At 66.5% G+C, this 19,239-nt stretch carries 18 protein-coding genes; 10 read left to right on the forward strand and 8 right to left on the reverse strand.

Features of this window, described 5'->3' with window-relative positions; genetic code table 11:
- Positions 1 to 57 precede the first annotated feature (57 nt).
- A complete protein-coding gene (locus G6N46_RS10720; protein WP_138248331.1) occupies positions 58 to 663 on the forward strand; it encodes a TetR/AcrR family transcriptional regulator in 606 nt (201 codons plus the stop codon).
- A gap of 59 nt (positions 664 to 722) precedes the next feature.
- On the opposite strand, the gene G6N46_RS10725 is transcribed toward G6N46_RS10720, so the two are convergent.
- Positions 723 to 3,572 (reverse strand): MMPL/RND family transporter, encoded by a 2,850-nt coding sequence (locus G6N46_RS10725; RefSeq protein ID WP_138248330.1) that lies wholly within the window; start codon positions 3,570 to 3,572, stop codon positions 723 to 725.
- 194 nt (positions 3,573 to 3,766) lie between these two features.
- Here G6N46_RS10725 and G6N46_RS10730 point away from each other — a divergent pair, with 194 nt between their 5' ends.
- Positions 3,767 to 4,384: a hypothetical protein gene (locus G6N46_RS10730; RefSeq protein ID WP_138248329.1), complete on the forward strand. Its 618-nt coding sequence runs from the start codon at positions 3,767 to 3,769 to the stop codon at positions 4,382 to 4,384.
- 89 nt (positions 4,385 to 4,473) lie between these two features.
- Entirely contained in the window at positions 4,474 to 5,775 is a 1,302-nt protein-coding gene (locus G6N46_RS10735) for an acyl-CoA dehydrogenase family protein (RefSeq protein WP_138248328.1), read from the forward strand.
- Positions 5,776 to 5,784: 9 nt separating this feature from the next.
- Here G6N46_RS10735 and G6N46_RS10740 read toward each other — a convergent pair whose 3' ends face one another.
- The 4 genes from G6N46_RS10740 to G6N46_RS10755 form a co-directional block, all read right to left on the reverse strand.
- Positions 5,785 to 6,813, reverse strand: coding sequence for an amidohydrolase family protein (locus tag G6N46_RS10740; protein ID WP_138248327.1), 1,029 nt, complete (start codon positions 6,811 to 6,813; stop codon positions 5,785 to 5,787).
- 73 nt (positions 6,814 to 6,886) lie between these two features.
- On the reverse strand, positions 6,887 to 7,870 hold the full coding sequence (locus G6N46_RS10745) for a VOC family protein (RefSeq protein WP_138248326.1): 984 nt from the start codon (positions 7,868 to 7,870) through the stop codon (positions 6,887 to 6,889).
- Positions 7,867 to 8,736, reverse strand: coding sequence for an alpha/beta fold hydrolase (locus G6N46_RS10750; RefSeq protein ID WP_138248325.1), 870 nt, complete (start codon positions 8,734 to 8,736; stop codon positions 7,867 to 7,869). Before G6N46_RS10750 ends, G6N46_RS10745 begins: the two co-directional genes overlap by 4 nt.
- A complete protein-coding gene (locus G6N46_RS10755; protein WP_138248324.1) occupies positions 8,733 to 10,247 on the reverse strand; it encodes a bifunctional 3-(3-hydroxy-phenyl)propionate/3-hydroxycinnamic acid hydroxylase in 1,515 nt (504 codons plus the stop codon). The genes G6N46_RS10750 and G6N46_RS10755 overlap by 4 nt, the downstream gene beginning before the upstream one ends.
- 78 nt (positions 10,248 to 10,325) lie before the next feature.
- Between G6N46_RS10755 and G6N46_RS10760 the strand changes: the two genes are divergently transcribed.
- The 5 genes from G6N46_RS10760 to G6N46_RS10780 all read left to right on the forward strand — a co-directional run bounded on the left by G6N46_RS10760 (position 10,326) and on the right by G6N46_RS10780 (position 14,507).
- Positions 10,326 to 10,952: a TetR/AcrR family transcriptional regulator gene (locus G6N46_RS10760; protein ID WP_407665091.1), complete on the forward strand. Its 627-nt coding sequence runs from the start codon at positions 10,326 to 10,328 to the stop codon at positions 10,950 to 10,952.
- Complete coding sequence (locus G6N46_RS10765; RefSeq protein WP_138248322.1) at positions 10,952 to 11,740, forward strand: 2-keto-4-pentenoate hydratase; 789 nt, start codon at positions 10,952 to 10,954, stop codon at positions 11,738 to 11,740. Before G6N46_RS10760 ends, G6N46_RS10765 begins: the two co-directional genes overlap by 1 nt.
- A gap of 15 nt (positions 11,741 to 11,755) precedes the next feature.
- Positions 11,756 to 12,712 (forward strand): acetaldehyde dehydrogenase (acetylating), encoded by a 957-nt coding sequence (locus G6N46_RS10770; RefSeq protein WP_138248321.1) that lies wholly within the window; start codon positions 11,756 to 11,758, stop codon positions 12,710 to 12,712.
- Positions 12,709 to 13,731, forward strand: a complete 1,023-nt coding sequence (dmpG, locus tag G6N46_RS10775; protein WP_138248320.1) for a 4-hydroxy-2-oxovalerate aldolase — start codon at positions 12,709 to 12,711, stop codon at positions 13,729 to 13,731. Before G6N46_RS10770 ends, dmpG begins: the two co-directional genes overlap by 4 nt.
- A gap of 86 nt (positions 13,732 to 13,817) precedes the next feature.
- The gene (locus tag G6N46_RS10780) at positions 13,818 to 14,507 is read left to right on the forward strand and encodes a 1-acyl-sn-glycerol-3-phosphate acyltransferase (protein WP_226521172.1); all 690 of its coding nucleotides are present in this window, start codon (positions 13,818 to 13,820) and stop codon (positions 14,505 to 14,507) included.
- 8 nt (positions 14,508 to 14,515) lie between these two features.
- Here the strand turns inward: G6N46_RS10780 and G6N46_RS10785 are convergent, their stop codons facing one another.
- The 3 genes from G6N46_RS10785 to G6N46_RS10795 are packed head-to-tail and all read right to left on the reverse strand — an operon-like array spanning position 14,516 to position 17,240.
- A complete protein-coding gene (locus G6N46_RS10785; protein ID WP_138248318.1) occupies positions 14,516 to 15,664 on the reverse strand; it encodes a thiolase family protein in 1,149 nt (382 codons plus the stop codon).
- Positions 15,657 to 16,892, reverse strand: coding sequence for a CaiB/BaiF CoA transferase family protein (locus G6N46_RS10790; protein WP_138248317.1), 1,236 nt, complete (start codon positions 16,890 to 16,892; stop codon positions 15,657 to 15,659). The genes G6N46_RS10785 and G6N46_RS10790 overlap by 8 nt, the downstream gene beginning before the upstream one ends.
- A gap of 48 nt (positions 16,893 to 16,940) precedes the next feature.
- The gene (locus G6N46_RS10795) at positions 16,941 to 17,240 is read right to left on the reverse strand and encodes a hypothetical protein (RefSeq protein ID WP_061003464.1); all 300 of its coding nucleotides are present in this window, start codon (positions 17,238 to 17,240) and stop codon (positions 16,941 to 16,943) included.
- A 137-nt stretch (positions 17,241 to 17,377) separates the two neighbouring features.
- Here G6N46_RS10795 and G6N46_RS10800 point away from each other — a divergent pair, with 137 nt between their 5' ends.
- Both G6N46_RS10800 and G6N46_RS10805 read left to right on the forward strand, forming a co-directional pair.
- Entirely contained in the window at positions 17,378 to 18,112 is a 735-nt protein-coding gene (locus G6N46_RS10800; RefSeq protein ID WP_138248316.1) for a winged helix-turn-helix domain-containing protein, read from the forward strand.
- Positions 18,112 to 19,236 carry a sensor histidine kinase gene (locus tag G6N46_RS10805; protein ID WP_138248315.1) on the forward strand — a complete coding sequence of 375 codons (1,125 nt, stop codon included), beginning with the start codon at positions 18,112 to 18,114 and terminating at the stop codon, positions 19,234 to 19,236. Before G6N46_RS10800 ends, G6N46_RS10805 begins: the two co-directional genes overlap by 1 nt.
- Positions 19,237 to 19,239: the final 3 nt, after the last annotated feature.

A 19,239-nucleotide genomic window follows, 5' to 3' on the forward strand; every position in this document is an offset into this window, starting at 1 on the left:
GACGCTCGCATGAACAGACCGGTCTGTCTATCGAGGTTTCTCGGCTATGGTGCAGCTATGAGCGCGACCCGCACCCGCCGCCCGGACCGGCCGGCGCCCCGCACCGACGCCGCCGGACCAGCCCAGCGGCTGCTCGATACCGCATCGAATCTCTTTGCCGCGCAGGGCATTCGCGCTGTGGGCATCGACACCATCCTGCGCGAGGCGGGCGTCGCCAAGGCCAGCCTCTACAGCTCGTACGGGTCGAAGGACGCGTTGGTGATCGCGTACCTGAACCGATTGGATCAGGCTGATCGCAACCGCTGGGAAGCGAAGACTTCCGGCATCGACGACCCGGTCGACAAGCTGCTGTCGTTCTTCGACCTCGCGGCCGCCGCGGCACGCAAGCGCCAGTTCCGGGGCTGTCTCTACGCCAACGCGGCCACCGAGTTTCCCGGCGACACCCTCGAACCGGTGCGCGCCCATAGGTTGTGGATGCGCCGGCTGCTGACCGAGCTGCTGCGCGACGCCGAGGTGCCCGACGCCGCCGCGGTTGCCCAGCGCATCCAGCTGATCTACGACGGTGCCCTCACCGCGTCCAAACTCGAACGATCAGCCGCGCCCATCACCCTGGCCCGGCAGATGGCGCTCGAGCTCGTCACGTCTGCTCGCGAGCAGACGTAAAGCTGTCGCAAAACGCTGGATTTTGACAGTTTTACGTCTGCTCGCGAGAGAGCCGCTAGTTACTTGGCAGCCGCTGGCTGAATCCCGATGGCCGCCAGCCGTCGCTCGGACGCCTCCGGGCGGACGAACTTCGGCCACCAGAACCACCTGCCGAGTATTGCCGCGATGGCCGGGGTCATGAACGACCGGACGATCAGGGTGTCGAACAGCAGGCCCAGCGCGATGGTGGTGCCGACCTGCGCCATGACCTTCAGGTCGCTGAAGGCGAACGACGCCATGGTGGCCGCGAACACCAGACCCGCCGAGGTGACCACCGATCCGGTGCCCGCCATCGAGCGGATGATGCCGGTCTTCAGACCGCCCGACAGCTCTTCCTTGAACCGGGACACCAGTAGCAGGTTGTAGTCGGAGCCCACCGCGAGCAGCAGGATGACCGACATGGGCAGCACCATCCAGTGCAGCTCGAGGCCAAGGAGGTGCTGCCACAACAGCACCGACATGCCGAACGACGCGCCCAGCGACAGCAGCACGGTGCCGACGATCACGGCCGCCGCGACCATGCTTCGCGTGATGAGCAGCATGATGATGAAAATCAGTGACACCGCTGCGATTCCGGCGATCATCAGGTCGTACTGCGCGCCGTCGTGCATATCCTTGTACGTGGCAGCGGTACCGGCCAGATAGATCTTGGAGCCCTCCAGCGGCGTGCCCTTGATGGCTTCCTTTGCGGCCTGTTTGATCGGGTCGACGTGCGCGATGCCGTCGGGCGTCGCCGGGTCGCCTTCGTGCTGAATGATGAAGCGGACCGACTTGCCGTCCGGCGAGATGAAGTTCTTCATGCCGCGCTTGAAGTCCTTGTTGTCGAAGGCTTCCGGTGGCAGGTAGAAGGAATCGTCATTGAGCGAGTTGTCGAATGCCTCGCCCATCGCCGCCGCGTTGTCCGACGCCGCCGCACGCTGATCCACCTGACCCTTCTGGGTCTGATACATGGACAGCATGTACTGCTTCATGTTCTTCATGACCTCGATCTGAGGCGGCATCACCGTGACCATCTCGGCCGTCAGCTTGTCCATCTTCATCAGATCCGGAACCAGCGTCTGGATGTCGTCGGTCATGACGTCGATGCCGTCGAGGGTGTCGAACAGCGCCCGCGTCGACCAGCACATCGGGATGTCGTAGCAGTGCGGTTCCCAGTACAGGTAATTGCGGATGGGCCGCAGGAAGTCGTCGAAATCGGAGATGTGGTCCCGCAAGTCGGCGACGTCGAGCGCCATGTTGGCGGTCTTCATCGACATGTCATGCGTGGTGGCGGCCATCTGCGTGGTGATGGACTGCATCTTGGTCATCGTGTCGATGCTGACCTGCATGTCGTTGGCCTGCTGCAGCATGTTGGCCATCGAGTCCAGCTGATACTTCTCCGTCATCTTCGAGGTGACGGACTGCATGCCCATGATGAACGGAATCGTCGTGTGCTTGATGGGTTTTCCGTCGGGCCGGGTGATCGTCTGGACGCGCGCGACACCCGGGGTGTGCACGATGGCCCGGGCGATCTTGTTGATCACCAGGAAGTCGGCCGAGTTCCGCAGGTCGTGGTCGCTCTGCACCATCAGCAGCTCGGGGTTCATCCGCGATGCGCTGAAATGCCTTTCGGCGGCGGCATATCCGACGTTGGCGGTCAGCTCGGCCGGCACGTAGCGGCGGGCGTCGTAGTTCGTCTTGTAGCCGGGCAGCGTCACCAGTCCGACGAGGGCAAGCGCCAGCGTGGCGACGAGCACCGGGCCGGGCCAGCGCACCACCAGCACACCGACGCGGCGCCAGCCACGAGAGTGGATGGCGCGCTTGGGTTCGAAGCGCCCGAAGCGGCTACCGATCTTGATGACGGCGGGCCCGAGTGTCAGCGCCGCGAGGACAGCGACGAGCGTGCCGATCGCGCAGGGCACGCCCATGGTCTGGAAGTACGGCAGTCGCGTGAAGCTCAGGCAGAGCATGGCGCCGGCGATCGTCAAACCCGATCCCAGCACCACGTGCGCCGTCCCACGGAACATCGTGTCGTAGGCCTGTACGCGCTCTTCTTTGTCGCCGCGCGCTTCCTGGTAACGGCCGATGGCGAAGATGGCGTAGTCGGTGCCCGCCGCGATCACCATCAGGGTCAGGAGGTTCACCGCGAACGTCGAGAGTCCGATGACGTTGGCGTCGGCCAGGAACGCGACGACGCCGCGGGCAGCGCCGAGTTCGAGGAACACCATCAGCAGGATCAGGATCATCGTCATGATCGACCGGTAGACGAACAGCAGCATCACGGCGATCACCACCAGGGTGATGATCGTGACCTTGGTGACGCTCTTGTCGCCGGCGTGGTGCTGGTCCGACACCAGCGGGGCGCCGCCGGTGACGTACACGTGCAGGCCGGCCGGCGGCTTGGAGTCGGCGACGATCTGCCGGACCGAGGCGACGGAGTCGTTGGCCTTCGTCTCACCCTGATTGCCACGGAGGTAGACCTGGACGTACGCGGCCCTGCCGTCGGCGCTCTGTGAGCCGACGGCGGTGAGCGGGTCACTCCAGAAGTCCGCGACATGCTCGACATGCGCGGTGTTGGCCGTCAGCTTCGCGACGAGACCGTCGTAGTAGTGGTGCGCCTCGGCGCCGAGCGGTTGGTCGCCCTCGAGAACGATCATCGCGTTGCTGTCGGAGTCGAACTCCTGGAAGTTCGCGCCGATCTGCTTCATCGCGATCATCGCCGGGCCGTCCTTGGCGCTGAGCCCGACGGTGTGCTCCTCACCGACCTTCTCCAGCGGTGGGACCAGCGTGTTCGTGGCGACATTGAGCGCGAACCAGCCGATCACGATGGGCACCGCGAGGACCCAGATCAGGTGACCGATCCTGGATCGCTCGGTGTTGGTGGCACTCACTCGGGGCACCCTTCCATCAGGCCCGGTAGGTCCATGGAGATGGAGCTCGGCGGCGTTACACATTCACTGTCGCGCGAAATATACCTAGCCCACCAAACTTTTAGCCATACCGACGGCACAAAAAGCCCTCTACCTCCCGCGAAATGGGACAAATCGGGACCTTTCCGCCCGTTTTCGGCCGTAGCGTTGACGCTGTGGAAAATTCTCCGGCCGACACCTTCGGCAAGCGCTACGGCGAAGTCCTGCTGGTCTCCCAGACGCCGACGGGGCCGCAGGTTGCGGTGTTCAACACCTTCCCGCTCAACGACTGCCCGCCCGACGCCTGGTCCGCGCTCGACCCGCAGACTCTGGCGGCCGAGAACGGCGTGGCCGCCGCTTTGCTCAACGGTCCGCGCTACTGGCTGATGAGCGAGATCGTGAAAGCCCACGAGGACGTCGGCGAGATGAAGACGTTCGGCGGCATCGACATGCGGCAGCAGGCGACGATCGAATTGTCGTCGATGAACCCCGCGCCCTACAGCGCGAACACGGTCAGTCGCCGCACGGTGTTCGTGTTCGGCGCCGGGCGGCCGGTCTTCGAACTGCTCGACCCGCAGGGGCAGCGGTGGGTCATGCAGTCATGGAGCCAGACGGTCGACCCGACGCTGTCGCTGGCGGACCTGCCGGCGCTGGGTGCGCGACTGCAGCTGCCCGACGGGTGGAGTTACCGGACGTCGACGCTGACCAGCCCGCTGCGCATCGACACCACCACCGAGGCCGCCCACGTCACGCAGGACGATCTGGGCAACACCTATTCACTCGCCGTCGCTTAGCCTCGCTAGCCATTCCCAAACCCTCGCCGGTGCGTTACAAACGACAGACGGGTGTTCCTGTCGCGGCGGGTTGAACTGAAGGAGGCCGCATGGCTTGGGATTTCGAAACCGATCCGGAGTTCCAGGAACTCCTCGATTGGGCCGACGCCTTCGTGCGCGAGGAGGTCGAGCCGCTCGACCTGATCTGGCCGCACCTGCAGTACGTTGCGCTCGACGAGACCCGGCGCCGGGTCGTCGACCCGCTCAAGGAGCAGGTGCGTGCAAAAGGCTTGTGGGCCACGCATCTCGGCCCCGAACTCGGTGGGCAGGGCTACGGGCAGCTGAAGCTGGCGCTGCTCAACGAAATCTTGGGCCGGTCGCAGTGGGCGCCCATCATCTTCGGCTGTCAGGCGCCCGATACCGGCAACGCCGAGATCATCGCGCATTACGGCACCCCGGAGCAGAAGGAGCAGTACCTGCGGCCGCTGCTCAACGGAGAGGTCTTCTCCTGCTACTCGATGACCGAGCCGCAAGGCGGCGCCGACCCCACGCAGTTCACCACCTCCGCCGTGCGCGACGGCGACGACTGGGTCATCAACGGCTACAAGTTCTTCTCGTCCAACGCCTCGACATCCACGTTCCTGATCGTCATGGTCGTGACGAACCCCGACGTCAGTCCCTACCAGGGCATGTCGATGTTCCTGGTGCCGACCAACACCCCGGGCGTCAACATCATCCGCAACTCGGCGATCTACGGGGAATCCGACGGCCACGGCTCACACGCACTGATTCATTACGACAATGTGCGCGTACCGAATTCGGCCGTCCTCGGCGGCGAAGGCCAGGCGTTCGTCATCGCGCAGACGCGCCTGGGCGGCGGCCGGATCCACCACGCGATGCGCACCATCGGGCTCGCGCAGAGGGCGTTGGACATGATGTGTGAGCGCGCACTGTCGCGGCACACGGCCGGCAGCCTGCTGGCCGACAAGCAGGCCGTGCAGGGCTTCATCGCCGACTCGTGGGCGCAGCTGCAGCAGTTCCGGCTGCTCGTGCTGCACACCGCGTGGAAGATCGACAAGTACAACGACTACAAGAAGGTCCGCAAGGACATCGCCGCCGTCAAGGTCGTCATGCCGACGGTGCTGCACGACATCGCCTGGCGCGCAATGCAAGTACACGGCGCGCTCGGCGTCACCAACGAGGTGCCGTTCCTCGGCATGGTCGCCGGCGCCGCCGTGATGGGGCTGGCCGACGGACCGACCGAGGTCCACAAGGTCACCGTCGCCAAGCAGGTGCTGCGGGATTACACCGGCACCGACGAACTGTGGCCGACCGAGTGGCTGCCCGGCAAACGCGAAGCGGCGCAGGCGAAATACGCGGAGTACCTGGAGCTGGAAGTGGGGAACCTGTAGGCGGCGGCTCTACCGCGCCAGCAACCGGGTCACGCCCCGCATCACCGCGCGGCTCGCGGCATGCTGCGCCTGCTCGACGACCGACGGGGCTGCCGGCGGGGCAACAGAACCCAGCCGCGGGAACAGCGCGAGCGCATTGGTGCGGTCGATCTCGCGGCGCCCGGCGTCGTCCAGTCCCCCGTATGTCTCGAGCCCGGCCGCGTACAGCTGGCTCACCTCGACCGGCGCGAACGGGAAGTCCGAACCGAACGTCACGTGCCCCGGCTTGGCGAAGGCCAGCAGCGACGGCAGCGCGGCCGCCGTGGACGACAGTGCGGTGTCGAAGTAGAAGCTCGCGAGGTCGTCGAGATGATCGGCCGGGCTGCCGCCGACGTCACTCGTGATGCCCATGGCCATCCGGTAGGACGCGTATGGGACGAAGCCACCGGCATGGCTCAGGATGAAGCGGATGTTGGGGTAGCGACGGCGAATGCCGTTGCGTACCAGTAGATACGCTGCGCGGCTGGTGTCGAGCAGGAAGTCTGCGGCGAACGGCAGCACGCCGTCGATGACGGGGCCGGGCAACTCGGCCGGGTGGATGAACACCACGGCCGAGCGCTTGTCGAGCTCCGCGAACAACGCGTCCTGGCCTTGCGCGCCAACATAGGTCCCCGCGCTGTTGGCGAGCAGGAACACCCCGTCGGCGCCCAGATCGTCGAGAGCCCGCACCGCCTCGGTCACCGCCTCATCCAGGTGTGGCATCGGCAGTGTGGCGAAGAACCCGAACCGATCCGGTTGGGCAGCAACCAGTTCTGCGCTGTAGTCGTTCACATCGCGGGCCAGTGCGGCCGCGTCGGCTGCGGCCGGCAGCATCGTCGTGCCCGGAGCAGAGACCGACAGGATGGCGGTCGCGACACCGAGCTTGGCCATCGTGTCCAGGGACGCTTCCGGAGTCCAGTCCGGCATCGCCCTCCCGCCGGCGTCGGCAATGCCCGCCTTGTCCAATGCTTTTCGATAGTCCGGCGGGACCATGTGGTGATGTGTGTCAATACGGTTCATGATGTTTCCTCCTCCGGTGATTTGTGCACGATATTCCGCGCGCACCGCGGAATATCGTGCACAAATCGCGGTATTAGTCGGGGATTCCCGCCCCGGCGAGCGCCGGGACGGTGTCTTCGCGGTGCAGCAATGACCTGGCCGCGGTCGTGAACTGCCCGAGCTTGTCGACGCTGGACTGCGTCTCGTGGCCCCAGATGCTGATGCCCTGGTGAGTCGTCGGTTTCCAGGTTGATTCGTCGACCACCAGCGGGTTCCATCCGACCTCCCACTCGAAACCTGAGGGGGTGACGGCGTAGTACGACAGCTCGCGGTCGTTGGTGTGCTGCCCGACGCCCAGGGCCATGTCGAACCCCAGTGCTCGCACGCGTTGGTAGCTGTCCGTCAGATCGTCCAACTCGGCGACCTGAATGTTGAGGTGCTGCACGCGGGTCCGAATCGGGTTGATCGGCAACCGATTCACCGCGGCGATCGCCACGGAGTGGTGGCGCCGATTGACTCGCAGGAACCGGATCTTGACCTTGACGCCGCTCATGGTTTCGTCGATGAAGTCGCTGAGCCGGGCGTCGAGCAAGGTGTTGTAGTAACCGCGCATCTGGTGTGGCCTGGTGCTGGTGACGGCGACGTGTCCCAGTCCGAACTCGCCGGTGACAAAGCCCTTTCCAGCCACAGACAATTGTCCGTCGATGTGCGCCCGGGTGTACAGCTCCTGCGCCAGCCCATTGGGGCCGGGTATCCGCACCAGACGCTCGACACCACGCAGCGCGGCCTCCTCGTCGGTCCCGACGGTGACGGGCACGCCGCACCGGTGCACGCGGCCGAGGATCTCCTCGAAGGTCTCGTGGTCGTAGACCTGCCAGCCCAGCATGGTGACATCCTCGGCCGGCCCGCGCCGCAGCAGGAACCGGCACTGCTGTTCGTCGAGCCGGAATCGGATCGCGTCGGTGTCGAGGTCGTCGAGGTGCATGCCGATCGCGTCGCGACCGAACCGCCGCCAATCGGCGAACCGCTCCGTCTCGACCACCAGATAGCCGAGTGACACATTGCCGAAGACGCTCATGGCCGGAATACCGCACTGTCCGAGAGGAATTCGTCGACCATCTGGTTGAACAGCTCGGCACGCTCCCACTGCATCCAGTGCCCGGTGCGGCTGGTCATGACCAGTTCGGCGTTGGGCATGATGTTCTGCAGCATGGGCCCGCCCGATGGCCGGTTCACCTTGTCGTCGCGGCCCCACAGGATCAGCGTCGGCGTCTGCAGCGAGGACAGCCGCGCGTCACGTGTCAGGTCCATGCGCCAGAGCGTTCGCAGCGCGAACGGTCCCGACGGCCGGCTCAGCGGCGGATTGGCCACCACCTCCGGGTCGATGGACGCCGTGTAGCGCAGGTCGATCAGCTCGTCGGGTACCGAGTCACCGTCGTAGACCAGGTAATTACGGATGAACGTGGCCAGCTTCTCACGGCTGGGGCCCGAGCCGCCGTAGTACGCCAGCAGGCTGTTGAGACCAGCTGTCGGCAACCCGCGCGTGGTGCCGATACCGCCGGGGCCCATGAGCACCAGCTTGCCGACGCGACCGGGGGTGTCCAGCGCCAGGCGCAGTGCCGCGGCGCCGCCGTAGGAGTTGCCGATCAGATGTGCTGTGCTGATGCTCAATTCGTCGAGCAGCCCCCGCATCGCATCGGCCAGGGAGCCGAACGGATCGGACTTGTCGATGCCCTTCGACGAGCGTCCGTAGCCGGGCATGTCGGGGACGAGGACGCGGTAGCGCTTGGCGAGGGCGTCGATGTTGCGGGAGTAGTTGGAGACGCCGGAGGCGCCCGGGCCGCCGCCGTGCAGCAGCATCACCGCAGGACCCGACCCCGCTTCGGCGACAAAGATCTTCTGGCTGCCGACGGTGACGGTGTGTTCGGTGAGGGTGGTGGTCATGCGCATGCTCCTGTCAGGGTGGTGAGGTTCAGTCCGGCCGGCGGAGCCGGGAGTGGTTGTCCGGAAGAGGTTGCGGCGTAGACGAATCCGTCCGGTCGAAGTACGACGGCGTCGGCCTTGCGGTCACGCAGCCACCGCACCAGACTCGGTTCGGTGATCTGCAGGGCCGACGCCCCGGCAGCCGTCCAGGCCACCGCCCCGGTCGGGACGGCGTTGGTGTGCAGCACCGTCCAGCGCCCGCCGAGCAACTCGTCGAGCAGCAAGCCGCCCACCGTGGGTTGCGGGATCTGCCAGCCCACCGCGGGGTGCGTCGCCGCGAAGAAGCCGTCCTCGTAGTGGGCGTCAGGTATCCACCAGAACTTCTGGCCCGCGGCATTGGCACCGGGAATCCGGGTCAGCGCCCGCACGACGTGATTGCGGATCGCGGCCAGCCAGGGCCGCCGCTCGGTGATGATCCGACCAACCAGCACCGCGCGCCGGGTGACCTCTGTGACGTGCGGTTTGCGTTCTGCGGCATACGAATCCAGCAGTGAGTCGGGCGCCTGACCGCGCAGCACCGCGGCGATTTTCCAGCACAGGTTGGCGGCGTCGCGGACGCCGGCGGACATCCCCTGGCCGATCCACGGCGGCATGGCGTGCGCGGCATCGCCGGCCAGGAACACCCGTCCGACGCGCCAGCGGTCCGCCACCCGGACGTGATGGCTGTAGACGACGGCGCGCATGATCTCGACGTGCTCGGGCGTGACGCCCTGCTCCCGCAACACTTTCCACACCGCTTCGTCGCTGGTGAGCTCCTTCTCGTCCTCGCATCCCCGAGCGGGGTACTCCCACCGGTGATGCCCGAGCGGCGTCGGGCAGTCGACGGTCGGGCGTGCGGGGTTGCAGTGAAACCGCAAGCGGTCGTGGGCATCCCACTCTTTGATCACCTTGGTGTCGATGACGACCCAGCGCTCGCCGTAGGTGCGTCCGCTGTACCCGACACCGAGGACGCCGCGCGTTGCCGATGAGCCACCGTCCGAGGCGATGACATATCGCGCCGTCACCCGCTTGAACGTGTCGGTCCGCAGATCGGCGAGCAGCAGTTCGACGTCGTCGCTGCGGTTGGCCACTCGCAGGCATTCGTGCTCCAGGAGTACCTCGACATTGGCGAACCGGGCGACGCCTTCGCGGAGTACCGCGTCGACCGCCGGCTGGTACAGGAACTGCTGTGACGGATGGCCACAGCCACGTCCGTAGATCACTGTTTCGATGAAGGGCCGACCGTCGGCGTCGACGAACGCGACCGGACGGTCCGGCAGCATGTCGCGCTGGAGCCGCTCGGCCAGGCCAACCGATTGCCAGACGCGAAGGACCTCCTCGTCGGTCGAGATCGCCCGGGCCCGGCTGTAGATATCCGGGTCTCGCTCGATCACAACGACCTTCAGGCCGAGTTGGCCCAGCAGGTTGGCCGCCGTGGCACCCGTGGGGCCATACCCGACAACCGCGACGTCGTAGGTGTCTGCACTGCGCATTGGGAGCCTCCCACTTGTTCTGTAGTGATCGCTACGGTAATGTAGTGATCGATACAGAGTCAAGAGTCGGGAGTGAAGATGTCCGAAGCACCCAAGACCCGCCGCAAGCGCGCCGACGGCGAACAGTCCCGCGAGCGAATCCTGGACGCTGCCAACGAAATTGCCTCTGAACGTGGTTACGAGGGCACCAGCATCGGTCTGGTCAGCAAGAAGTGCGGTCTCCCCGCCAGCTCCATCTACTGGCACTTCAAGGACAAGGACGACCTACTGGCCGCGGTGATCGACCGCAGCTTCGAGACCTGGCTACGCGTCTGGGAACTCCCCTCCGACGGCGAGCCACGCGAACGCGTCATCGGTTTGGCCAAGCAGCTCGCGAAAGGCCTGCTGGACAATCCGGACTTTCTGCGCCTTGGGCTGATGCTCGCGCTGGAGCGCCGCCCTGTCGAGCCGAGTGCCCGTGCGCGGTTCCTGCAGGCGCGCACACAAGCCACCGACTCACTCATGGGCGCACTCAGTGAGCTTGCGCCGGGACTCACCGACGCCCAAGTGCGGCTGCTGGTGAACTACTCCATCGCCGGGGCTGACGGTCTGTTCATCGCCAAGGAACTCGGCGGCGACTCGGTGGACCTGCTCGAGTTGTTCGAAATGCACGCCAACGCCATCTACGACACCGCGATGCGGATGCTCGCCGAGACGGCAGTCTGATGGCGCTCACGACCGAGGAGCTGAACGCCGCCGCCGATCTGCTTCACGCCGCGCACCTCAACCGGGCCCCGATCGCTCCGTTGACCGCGCGCTACCGCGCGCTGAGCGTCGACAACGCCTACGCCATCCAGAAGATCAACCTGTACCGACGGTTGCAGCTCGGGCGCACAGTGGTCGGCCACAAGATCGGCCTGACCTCGGAACCGATGCAGACCCTCCTCGGCGTCGACGAACCCGACTTCGGCTACGTCCTCGACGACATGGTGGTTCCGGATGGCAGGGCGGTCCCCGCCGACTGGTTCTGCGCGCCACGCGTCGAGCCCGAGATCGCCTTCCTGTTGCACACGGCGCTGCGCGGGCCCGGCGTCACGGCCGACGACGTACGCGCGGCCACCGGTGCGGTGGCGGTGGCGCTGGAGATCGTCGACAGCCGCATCGCCGACTGGCAGATCACCCTGCCGGACACCGTCGCCGACAACGCCAGTTCGGGAGCGGTGGTCCTCGGCGAATGGGTGCCCTTCTCCGCTGCGCTCGACCTCCCGAACGCCCGGGCCTCGTTGCGTCTCAACGACACCGAGATCGACACCGGACTCGGCTCCGCGGTGCTCGGTGACCCGGCCACCGCCGTGGCGTGGTTGGCGAACGCCCTCGCGCCCTATGACATCGAAATCGCCCCTGGCCAATTCGTCATGTCGGGTTCCTTCACCTCCGCGGCATTCATCCACCGCGGCGACCGGGCCGACGCCGCCATCACGGGCCTGGGCACAGTGTCCCTGTACCTCGACTAGAGAGCCGGAAAACCTATGCAGCACAACCCAACCTGGCCTGTCGCCATCATCGGTTCCGGCAACATCGGCACCGACCTGATGATCAAGATCTTGCGCGGCGACGGCCCTCTGCAACTCGCGGCCATGGTCGGAATCGACCCCGACTCCGACGGCCTGGCCCGGGCCGCCCGCATGGGCGTGCCCACAACCGCCGAGGGCGTCGACGGTCTGCTGAACATGCCGAACTTCAGCGACATCAAGCTCGTGTTCGACGCGACCTCCGCCGGGGCTCACCGTGCCAACTGGGCGCGGCTGCAGCCAACGGGCGTGCGCATGCTCGACCTCACTCCCGCGGCGATCGGCCCGTACTGCGTTCCCGTGGTCAATCTCGACGAGCATCTCCACGCACAGAACCTGAACATGGTCACCTGCGGCGGGCAGGCCACCGTGCCGATCGTCGCCGCGGTCGCAGAGTGCGGAATCGTGTCGTACGCCGAGATCGTGTCCTCCATCTCGGCGAAGTCAGCGGGCCCGGGCACCCGGGCCAATATCGATGAGTTCATCGAAACAACCTGTGCGGCATTGCAATCAGTCGGCGGGGCACAGCGCAGCAAGGCCGTCATGATCCTCAATCCCGCCGACCCACCCCTGCTGATGCGCAACACTGTGTACTGCCTGGTCGGCGGCGACGTCGACCAGGCAGCCGTCGAGCAGCACATCGACGCCATGGTGACACGCATCAACACCTATGTCCCTGGCTACCGCCTCAAACAGCGCGTCCAGTTCGAGTCCTTCACGAGCGAAAACCCGCTGTACATTCCCGAAACCGGCAAGTTCTCGGGCACCCGCGTCACCGCGATGCTCGAGGTCACCGGTGCGGCCCACTACCTGCCCGCCTATGCCGGCAACCTCGACATCATGACCTCGGCCGCGAAGTCCACCGCCGAAACCATTGCCCATCGCACGCGTGAAACCGCTGGAGCCACAACATGAGTCACGACCTCTATATCAGCGACGTCACCCTGCGGGACGGCATGCATGCCGTGCGTCACCAGTACACCATCACCCAAGCCGCGGCCGTCGCCCGTGCCCTCGACGAAGCCGGCGTCGATTCCATCGAGATCGCCCATGGCGACGGACTTTCCGGCTCCAGCTGTATCTACGGCTTCGGTGCCCATACCGACATCGAATGGATCGAGGCCGTGGCCGCAGTCGTGCAGCACGCCCGGGTCGCCACCCTCGTATTACCCGGCATTGGCACGGTACGCCATCTCCGTGAAGCAAACCGCGCCGGCGCCACGGTGGTGCGAGTGGCCACCCACTGCACCGAGGCCGATATCTCCGCCCACCACATCGCGGCCGCCCGCGAACTCGGTATGGATACCGTCGGCTTTCTGATGATGAGCCATATGACCGACCCGCAGTCGCTCGCCGATCAAGCCAAACTCATGGAAGGCTACGGCGCCACCTGCGTCTATGTCGTCGACTCCGGCGGCGCGATGACCATGCACGACATCGCCGACCGGGTCGACGCGCTGCGCCATACCCTCGACGTCACCACAGAGATCGGCATCCACGCACACCACAATCTGTCTCTGGGAGTGGCCAATTCGATCGTAGCTGTCGAACACGGCGCCAACCGGGTCGACGCGTCGCTGACCGGTATGGGCGCGGGAGCCGGCAACGCACCCCTCGAAGTCTTCATCGCCGCCGCCACCAAGCTGGGGTGGGACCACGGCTGCGATCTGCACGCACTTGAGGATGCCGCCGACGACCTGGTCCGCCCACTTCAGGAACGCCCCGTCCGGGTCGACCGCGAAACCCTCACACTCGGCTACGCGGGCGTGTACTCGAGCTTCCTGCGACACGCGGAGATCGCCGCCGAACGCTTCGATGTCGACGCTCGAACCCTGTTGGAAGAGGCGGGGCTGCGTGGGCTCGTCGGCGGCCAGGAGGACATGCTCGTCGACATCGCACTGGACCTCACCGACACATCAGCGGTGTCCCGATGACGGACTGGGGATCCGGATTACCCTGGGCTGCAGCGGCTTACCGTCACGCATGCTTCGAGTACGTGCGCAGATACCACCGACTCGAGGTGGATACCCAGCACACCAATTACGACGTACCCACGCTGTTCGTGGCCAACCACGGCTTCGGTGGCATCTTCGACCTCAACGTGTTCGCGACCGGCGCCGCGCTCGACGGATTGGGACTCGACCGGCCGGTGACCATTCTGACCCACCAATTGGCGTGGACCCTCGGGGTGGGCCGGTTCATCGAGGTCCTCGGGGCGCGGCCGGCCAGTCAGCACAGTGCCGAAGAGGCCTTCGCCCGGGGCCATCACGTGCTGGTCTATCCCGGAGGGGATCTGGACGCCGCGAAATCATGGAATGACCGCAACCGCATCGTCTTCGGCGGCCGTAGCGGATTCGCCCGCCTCGCCATGGCCAATGACGTGCCGATCGTCCCTATCGTCACCGCCGGCGCCGGCGAATCCCTTCTCGTGTTGTCCAATGGCGAACGCCTGGCGCGGGCCACCCGCATCGATAAGCTGTTGCGGCTCAAGACCGCCCCGATCTCGATATCGGTGCCCTGGGGACTGAACATCGGCGCTGTCGGACTAGTGCCCTACCTGCCGTTGCCCACCAAACTCTGCACGCGCGTCCTCGCTCCCATGGCCCCCACGGACGACGAGAACGCCGACGCCTACGCGCTGCGCGTTCAGCACACGATGCAAGAGGCGTTGTCCGACATGGCGAAAGGCCGCAGGCCGCTGTTGGGCTGAACCCTTCCCTAAGCGACCAACTCCACCAGCGTCGCGTTGGCGGTGCCGCCGCCCTCGCACATGGTCTGCAGGCCGTAGCGAATTCCGTTGTCCCGCATGTGGTTGATCATGCGGGTCATCAGCACCGCGCCGGACGCGCCGAGCGGATGACCCAACGCGATCGCGCCACCGAGGGGGTTGAGCGCCGCCTCGTCGGCGCCGGTGTCGGCGAGCCAGGCCAGCGGCACCGGGGCGAACGCCTCGTTCACCTCGAAGACACCGATGTCGCCGATCTTCACACCGGTCTTGCGGAGCACCTTTTCGGTGGCCGGGATCGGACCCGTCAGCATCAGGACGGGGTCGGCACCGGTGACTGCGCCGCCGACGTACCGCACCAGCGGGGTGAGGCCGAGCTGCAGCGCATTCTCGAGCGTCATCACCAAAAGTGCTGCCGCACCGTCGGAAATTTGCGACGAGTTGCCGGCGTGGATGACACCGTCCTCCTGGAATGCCGGCTTGAGACCACCGAGCTTCTCGACGGTCGTCCCCCGCCGGATGCCTTCGTCCTCGTGCACCACGCCGCCGTCGTCGGTGAACACCGGCACGATCTGCGTGACGAACGCACCCGAATCCTGTGCGGCCGCGGCGAGTTCGTGCGACCGCGCCGAGTACTCGTCCAGCCGGGCCCGCGACAGACCCCACTTCTGCGCGATCATCTCCGCCGAGATGCCCTGGTTGAAGCCGAAACCGTCATACCGGGCAAGCGCTTTCGGCCCGTACGGCTCTCCCGTCTGGCGGGCCGCGCCGAGCGGCACCCGGCTCATCACCTCGACGCCGCCGGCCACCACGACGTCCTGCTGGCCGGACATCACTGCCTGCACCGCGAAATCCAGTGCCTGCTGCGATGATCCGCAGGCCCGGTTGACCGTCGTGCCCGGGATCGACTCGGGCCAGCCGGCGGCGAGCACCGACCAGCGGGCGATGTTGCTCGACTGGTCGCCGACCTGCGAGACGCAGCCCCACACCACGTCGTCGACGAGTTCAGGGGCGACGCCGGACCGCTCCATCAGTTCGTTCAACACCACCGCGGAGAGATCGGCGGCATGCTGGCCGGCCAGTCCCCCGTTGCGCTTGCCGACGGCGGTCCGCACCGCCTCGACAATGACGACTTCACGCATGGTCGCTCCCTGATTCGTAGACATCGCCGATGGCACCGGCGGCCCGCAGGCCGACGATATCTTCAGCGCGGTAACCCAATTCGCCGAGTATCACATCTGTGTGCTCGCCCAGTCCGGGGATTGCCCCCATGTTCAGCTCGAGGCCGCTGACCACCGGCGGCGGCAACAGCGCCTCGATGGGGCCGTTCGGGGTGCTGACCTGACGCCACCGGTCGCGGGACTTGAGGTGCGGATGCGCGATCACCTCGCTGGGCAGGTTGTACCGCGAATTGCCGATGCCGGCGGCGTCGGCGATCCGCTGGATATCCTCGAGATCGCGCTCAGCGCACCAGGATCCGATAGCAGCGTGAAGCTCGTCGCGGTGCGCGCACCGGTCCGAATTGCTCGCGAATCGAGGGGCCGATGCGAGGTCGGGCCGGTCGATGATCTCCCGGGCCAGCCGCTGCCATTCCCGGTCGTTGGTCGTGCCGAGAACGACGGTCTGGCCGTCGCGCGTCGCGAACGCGCCGTAGGGCGCCACGGCCGGCGAAGCCATCCCGAGCGGCTCCTGGTTCACGCCCGAATGCTGGGTGTACGTCAGCGGGTAACCCATGATGTCGGTCATCGTGTCGAACAGGCTGACGGCAACCGACGGTGAAACCCCCGCCAAGACCCCACGGGCCCGGCCCAACAGCAGCGCCATGATGGACAGCGCCGAGTACAGGCCGGTGGAGATATCGGCGACGGGCGGGCCCGGCTTGGCCGGCATCCCCGGGAAGCCGGTGGCCGCACATGACCCGGATTCCGCCTGTACCAGCAGGTCGTAGGCGCGCTTCTGGGAAAGCGGGCCACCCGGCCCGTAGCCGTCGATCTCGACGGGAATCACCTGCGGGTGTCGCCTGCTGAGATCCTCCGGTGACAACCCCAGTCGCGCGGTGGCTCCCGGCGCCAGGTTGGAGACGAACGCGTCGGCCCTCTCCAGCAGCTGGTGCAGGACCGCGATGCCCTTGTCGGACTTGAGGTTCAGGGTGATCGACTGCTTGCCGCGGTTGGCCCACACGAAATGCGCCGCCTGGCCGCGCACCACGTCGTCGTAGTCACGGGCGAAGTCACCGCCCTGCGGATTCTCGACCTTGATCACGCGGGCGCCGAAGTCAGCCAGCACGCGCGTGCACATCGGCGCGGACACCGCCTGCTCCATCGCGACGACGGTGATCCCGGCCAGCGGCAGCGACGACGCTTCGGTCACGCCCCTCACATAACCATGTCGCCGCCGGTCGGCGCGCTGCGACCCCGCTCAGGAGTCCGACGCACAGGTCACGTCGACGTAGACGTTGTTGATCATGCGGGTGTCCGCGCGCTGGGTCGGGTCCGCCGGATTCGGCAACCCGTGCACGTCCGTCACCGTGCACGCCGACAGCGGAGCGCTCGGGGCCCCGTCGACCTGCACGTTGTAGCCCTCGCTGCGCAGCGTGGAGACGACGTCGGCGCCGTTGTTGCCGGACGCACTGGCGGCCTGCGCCGGGCCGGCGGCGGTCAACGTGGCAGCGGCCAGCGCCGCGGCGGCGGTGGAGAAGAAGGCGATCCTGCTGATCATGTCGATGTCCCTTCACAGTGGTTTCTGACGTCCTCCAGACTCGAATCGGCCGACAAGGGTTCCCCGGAGGAACGATGAAGATTCGTTAAAGAACGCGGTGCTGACCAGGTCATCCGGTCGACCGCACCACCGCGCGGGTGCACTATGAGCAGGTGAACGGCACTGAACCCACGCCGAGCCTGCGCGCGCTGGTCGTCGACGACGAGGCGGCGCTGGCCGATGTCGTGGCCAGCTACCTCAAGCGCGAACAGTTCGAGGTACGCGTCGCGGCCGACGGACCGTCGGCCCTGATCGCCGCCCGCGAACTCGACCCCGACGTCGTGATCCTCGATATCGGGCTGCCGGGGCTCGACGGCATCGAGGTATGCCGACAGCTTCGGGTGTTCTCCGACGCGTACGTCGTGATGCTGACGGCCCGCGATACCGAGATCGACACCATCGTCGGGCTGTCGGTCGGTGCCGATGACTACGTCACCAAGCCGTTCAGTCCCCGCGAGGTGGTGGCCCGCATCCGGGCGATGTTGCGGCGCCCCCGCCGTGCCCCCGAATCCGCCCCGGAAACGGGAACGCCGCCGCGGGTATTCGGGGACCTGCACATCGACACCGACAGCCGACAGACCCTCCTCGGCGGTGCCCCGATCATGCTGACCCGCACCGAGTTCGACGTGCTGGCGGCGCTGTCGTCGCGCCCGCGACAGGTGTGGACGCGGCATCAGCTGCTGGAAGCGGTCTGGGGCGAATCGTGGTTCGGCAACGACAACGTCGTCGACGTCCATGTCGGCCACCTGCGCCGCAAGCTCGGGGACAACTCGGCCGAGCCGCGCTACGTCACGACGGTGCGAGGCGTCGGATACCGGATGGGAGAAGGCTGATGGCCCACAACCATCCGCGCAGCAGGCACGGAATTCGCAGTCGGCTGCTCGTCACGAACGCGGCCGTCGTGGTCGCGGCCATCGCCACCACCACGACGGTCGCCCTCATCATCGGCCCGCCGATGTTCCGCAAGGTGATGCAGGACGTCCTGGTCCCCGGGCGCACCGGTCCACATCCCTACGAGCATGTGTTCCGGCAGGCGACCGCGGTCTCGGTGGGCATGTCACTCGCGGTGGCGGCCACGACCGCACTCGGACTGAGCTGGTATCTGAGTCGACGGATGCACCGATCGACGGCCGAACTTGCCGCCGCCGCAACCGCCGTCGCCGATGGGGACTACGACATCCGCGTCTCACCGCCACATCTGGGCACCGAATTCGATGCCATTGCAGACGCTTTCAACACGATGGCCGAGCAGCTCGGCTCGGTCGAGACCACCCGGCGCCAACTGCTGGCCGACCTGGCGCATGAGCTGCGCACACCCGTCTCCGTCATCGATGCCTATCTGGAGTCGATAGAGGACGGTATCCACCCGCTCGACGCGACGACGATCGGCGTCCTGCGCGACCAGACCCGCCGCCTCGCGCGGCTCAGTTCCGATGTGCGCGCACTGTCCGATGCCGAACGCGACATGGCGCTGGTCGATACGCAGTCCGTCGTACCCGCGACGTTGATCGCCGGAGCTGTCGATGCCTTCGCAGCGCCGTACCGCGCCAAAGGTGTTGATCTGCACTCAGATATCGCGCCCGGACTGCCTGAGCTGTGGGCCGACCCGCAGCGGCTCGACCAGGTGCTGGCCAATCTGCTGACCAATGCGTTGCGGCACACCGAAGCCGGCGGCACGGTGCGAGTCGTGGCGACGACTGCCGGCGGGTCCGTGCGGATCCAGGTGTCCGACGATGGCGACGGCATCGCCGCTGAGCACCTGCCCCGGCTGTTCGAGCGGTTCTACCGGGCCGACGCGGCGCGCGACCGCGCGCACGGCGGTTCCGGCATCGGACTGGCGATCGCCAAGGCCCTCGTCGACGCCCACCACGGCCGGATCACCGCGGCCAGTGCCGGTGTCGGCAGCGGCGCGACATTCACCGTGGAATTACCCAGCCGTGCGGTGGCACAACTCTGAGCA

The organism is Mycolicibacterium phocaicum (genome assembly GCF_010731115.1).
Lineage (GTDB): Bacteria > Actinomycetota > Actinomycetes > Mycobacteriales > Mycobacteriaceae > Mycobacterium > Mycobacterium phocaicum.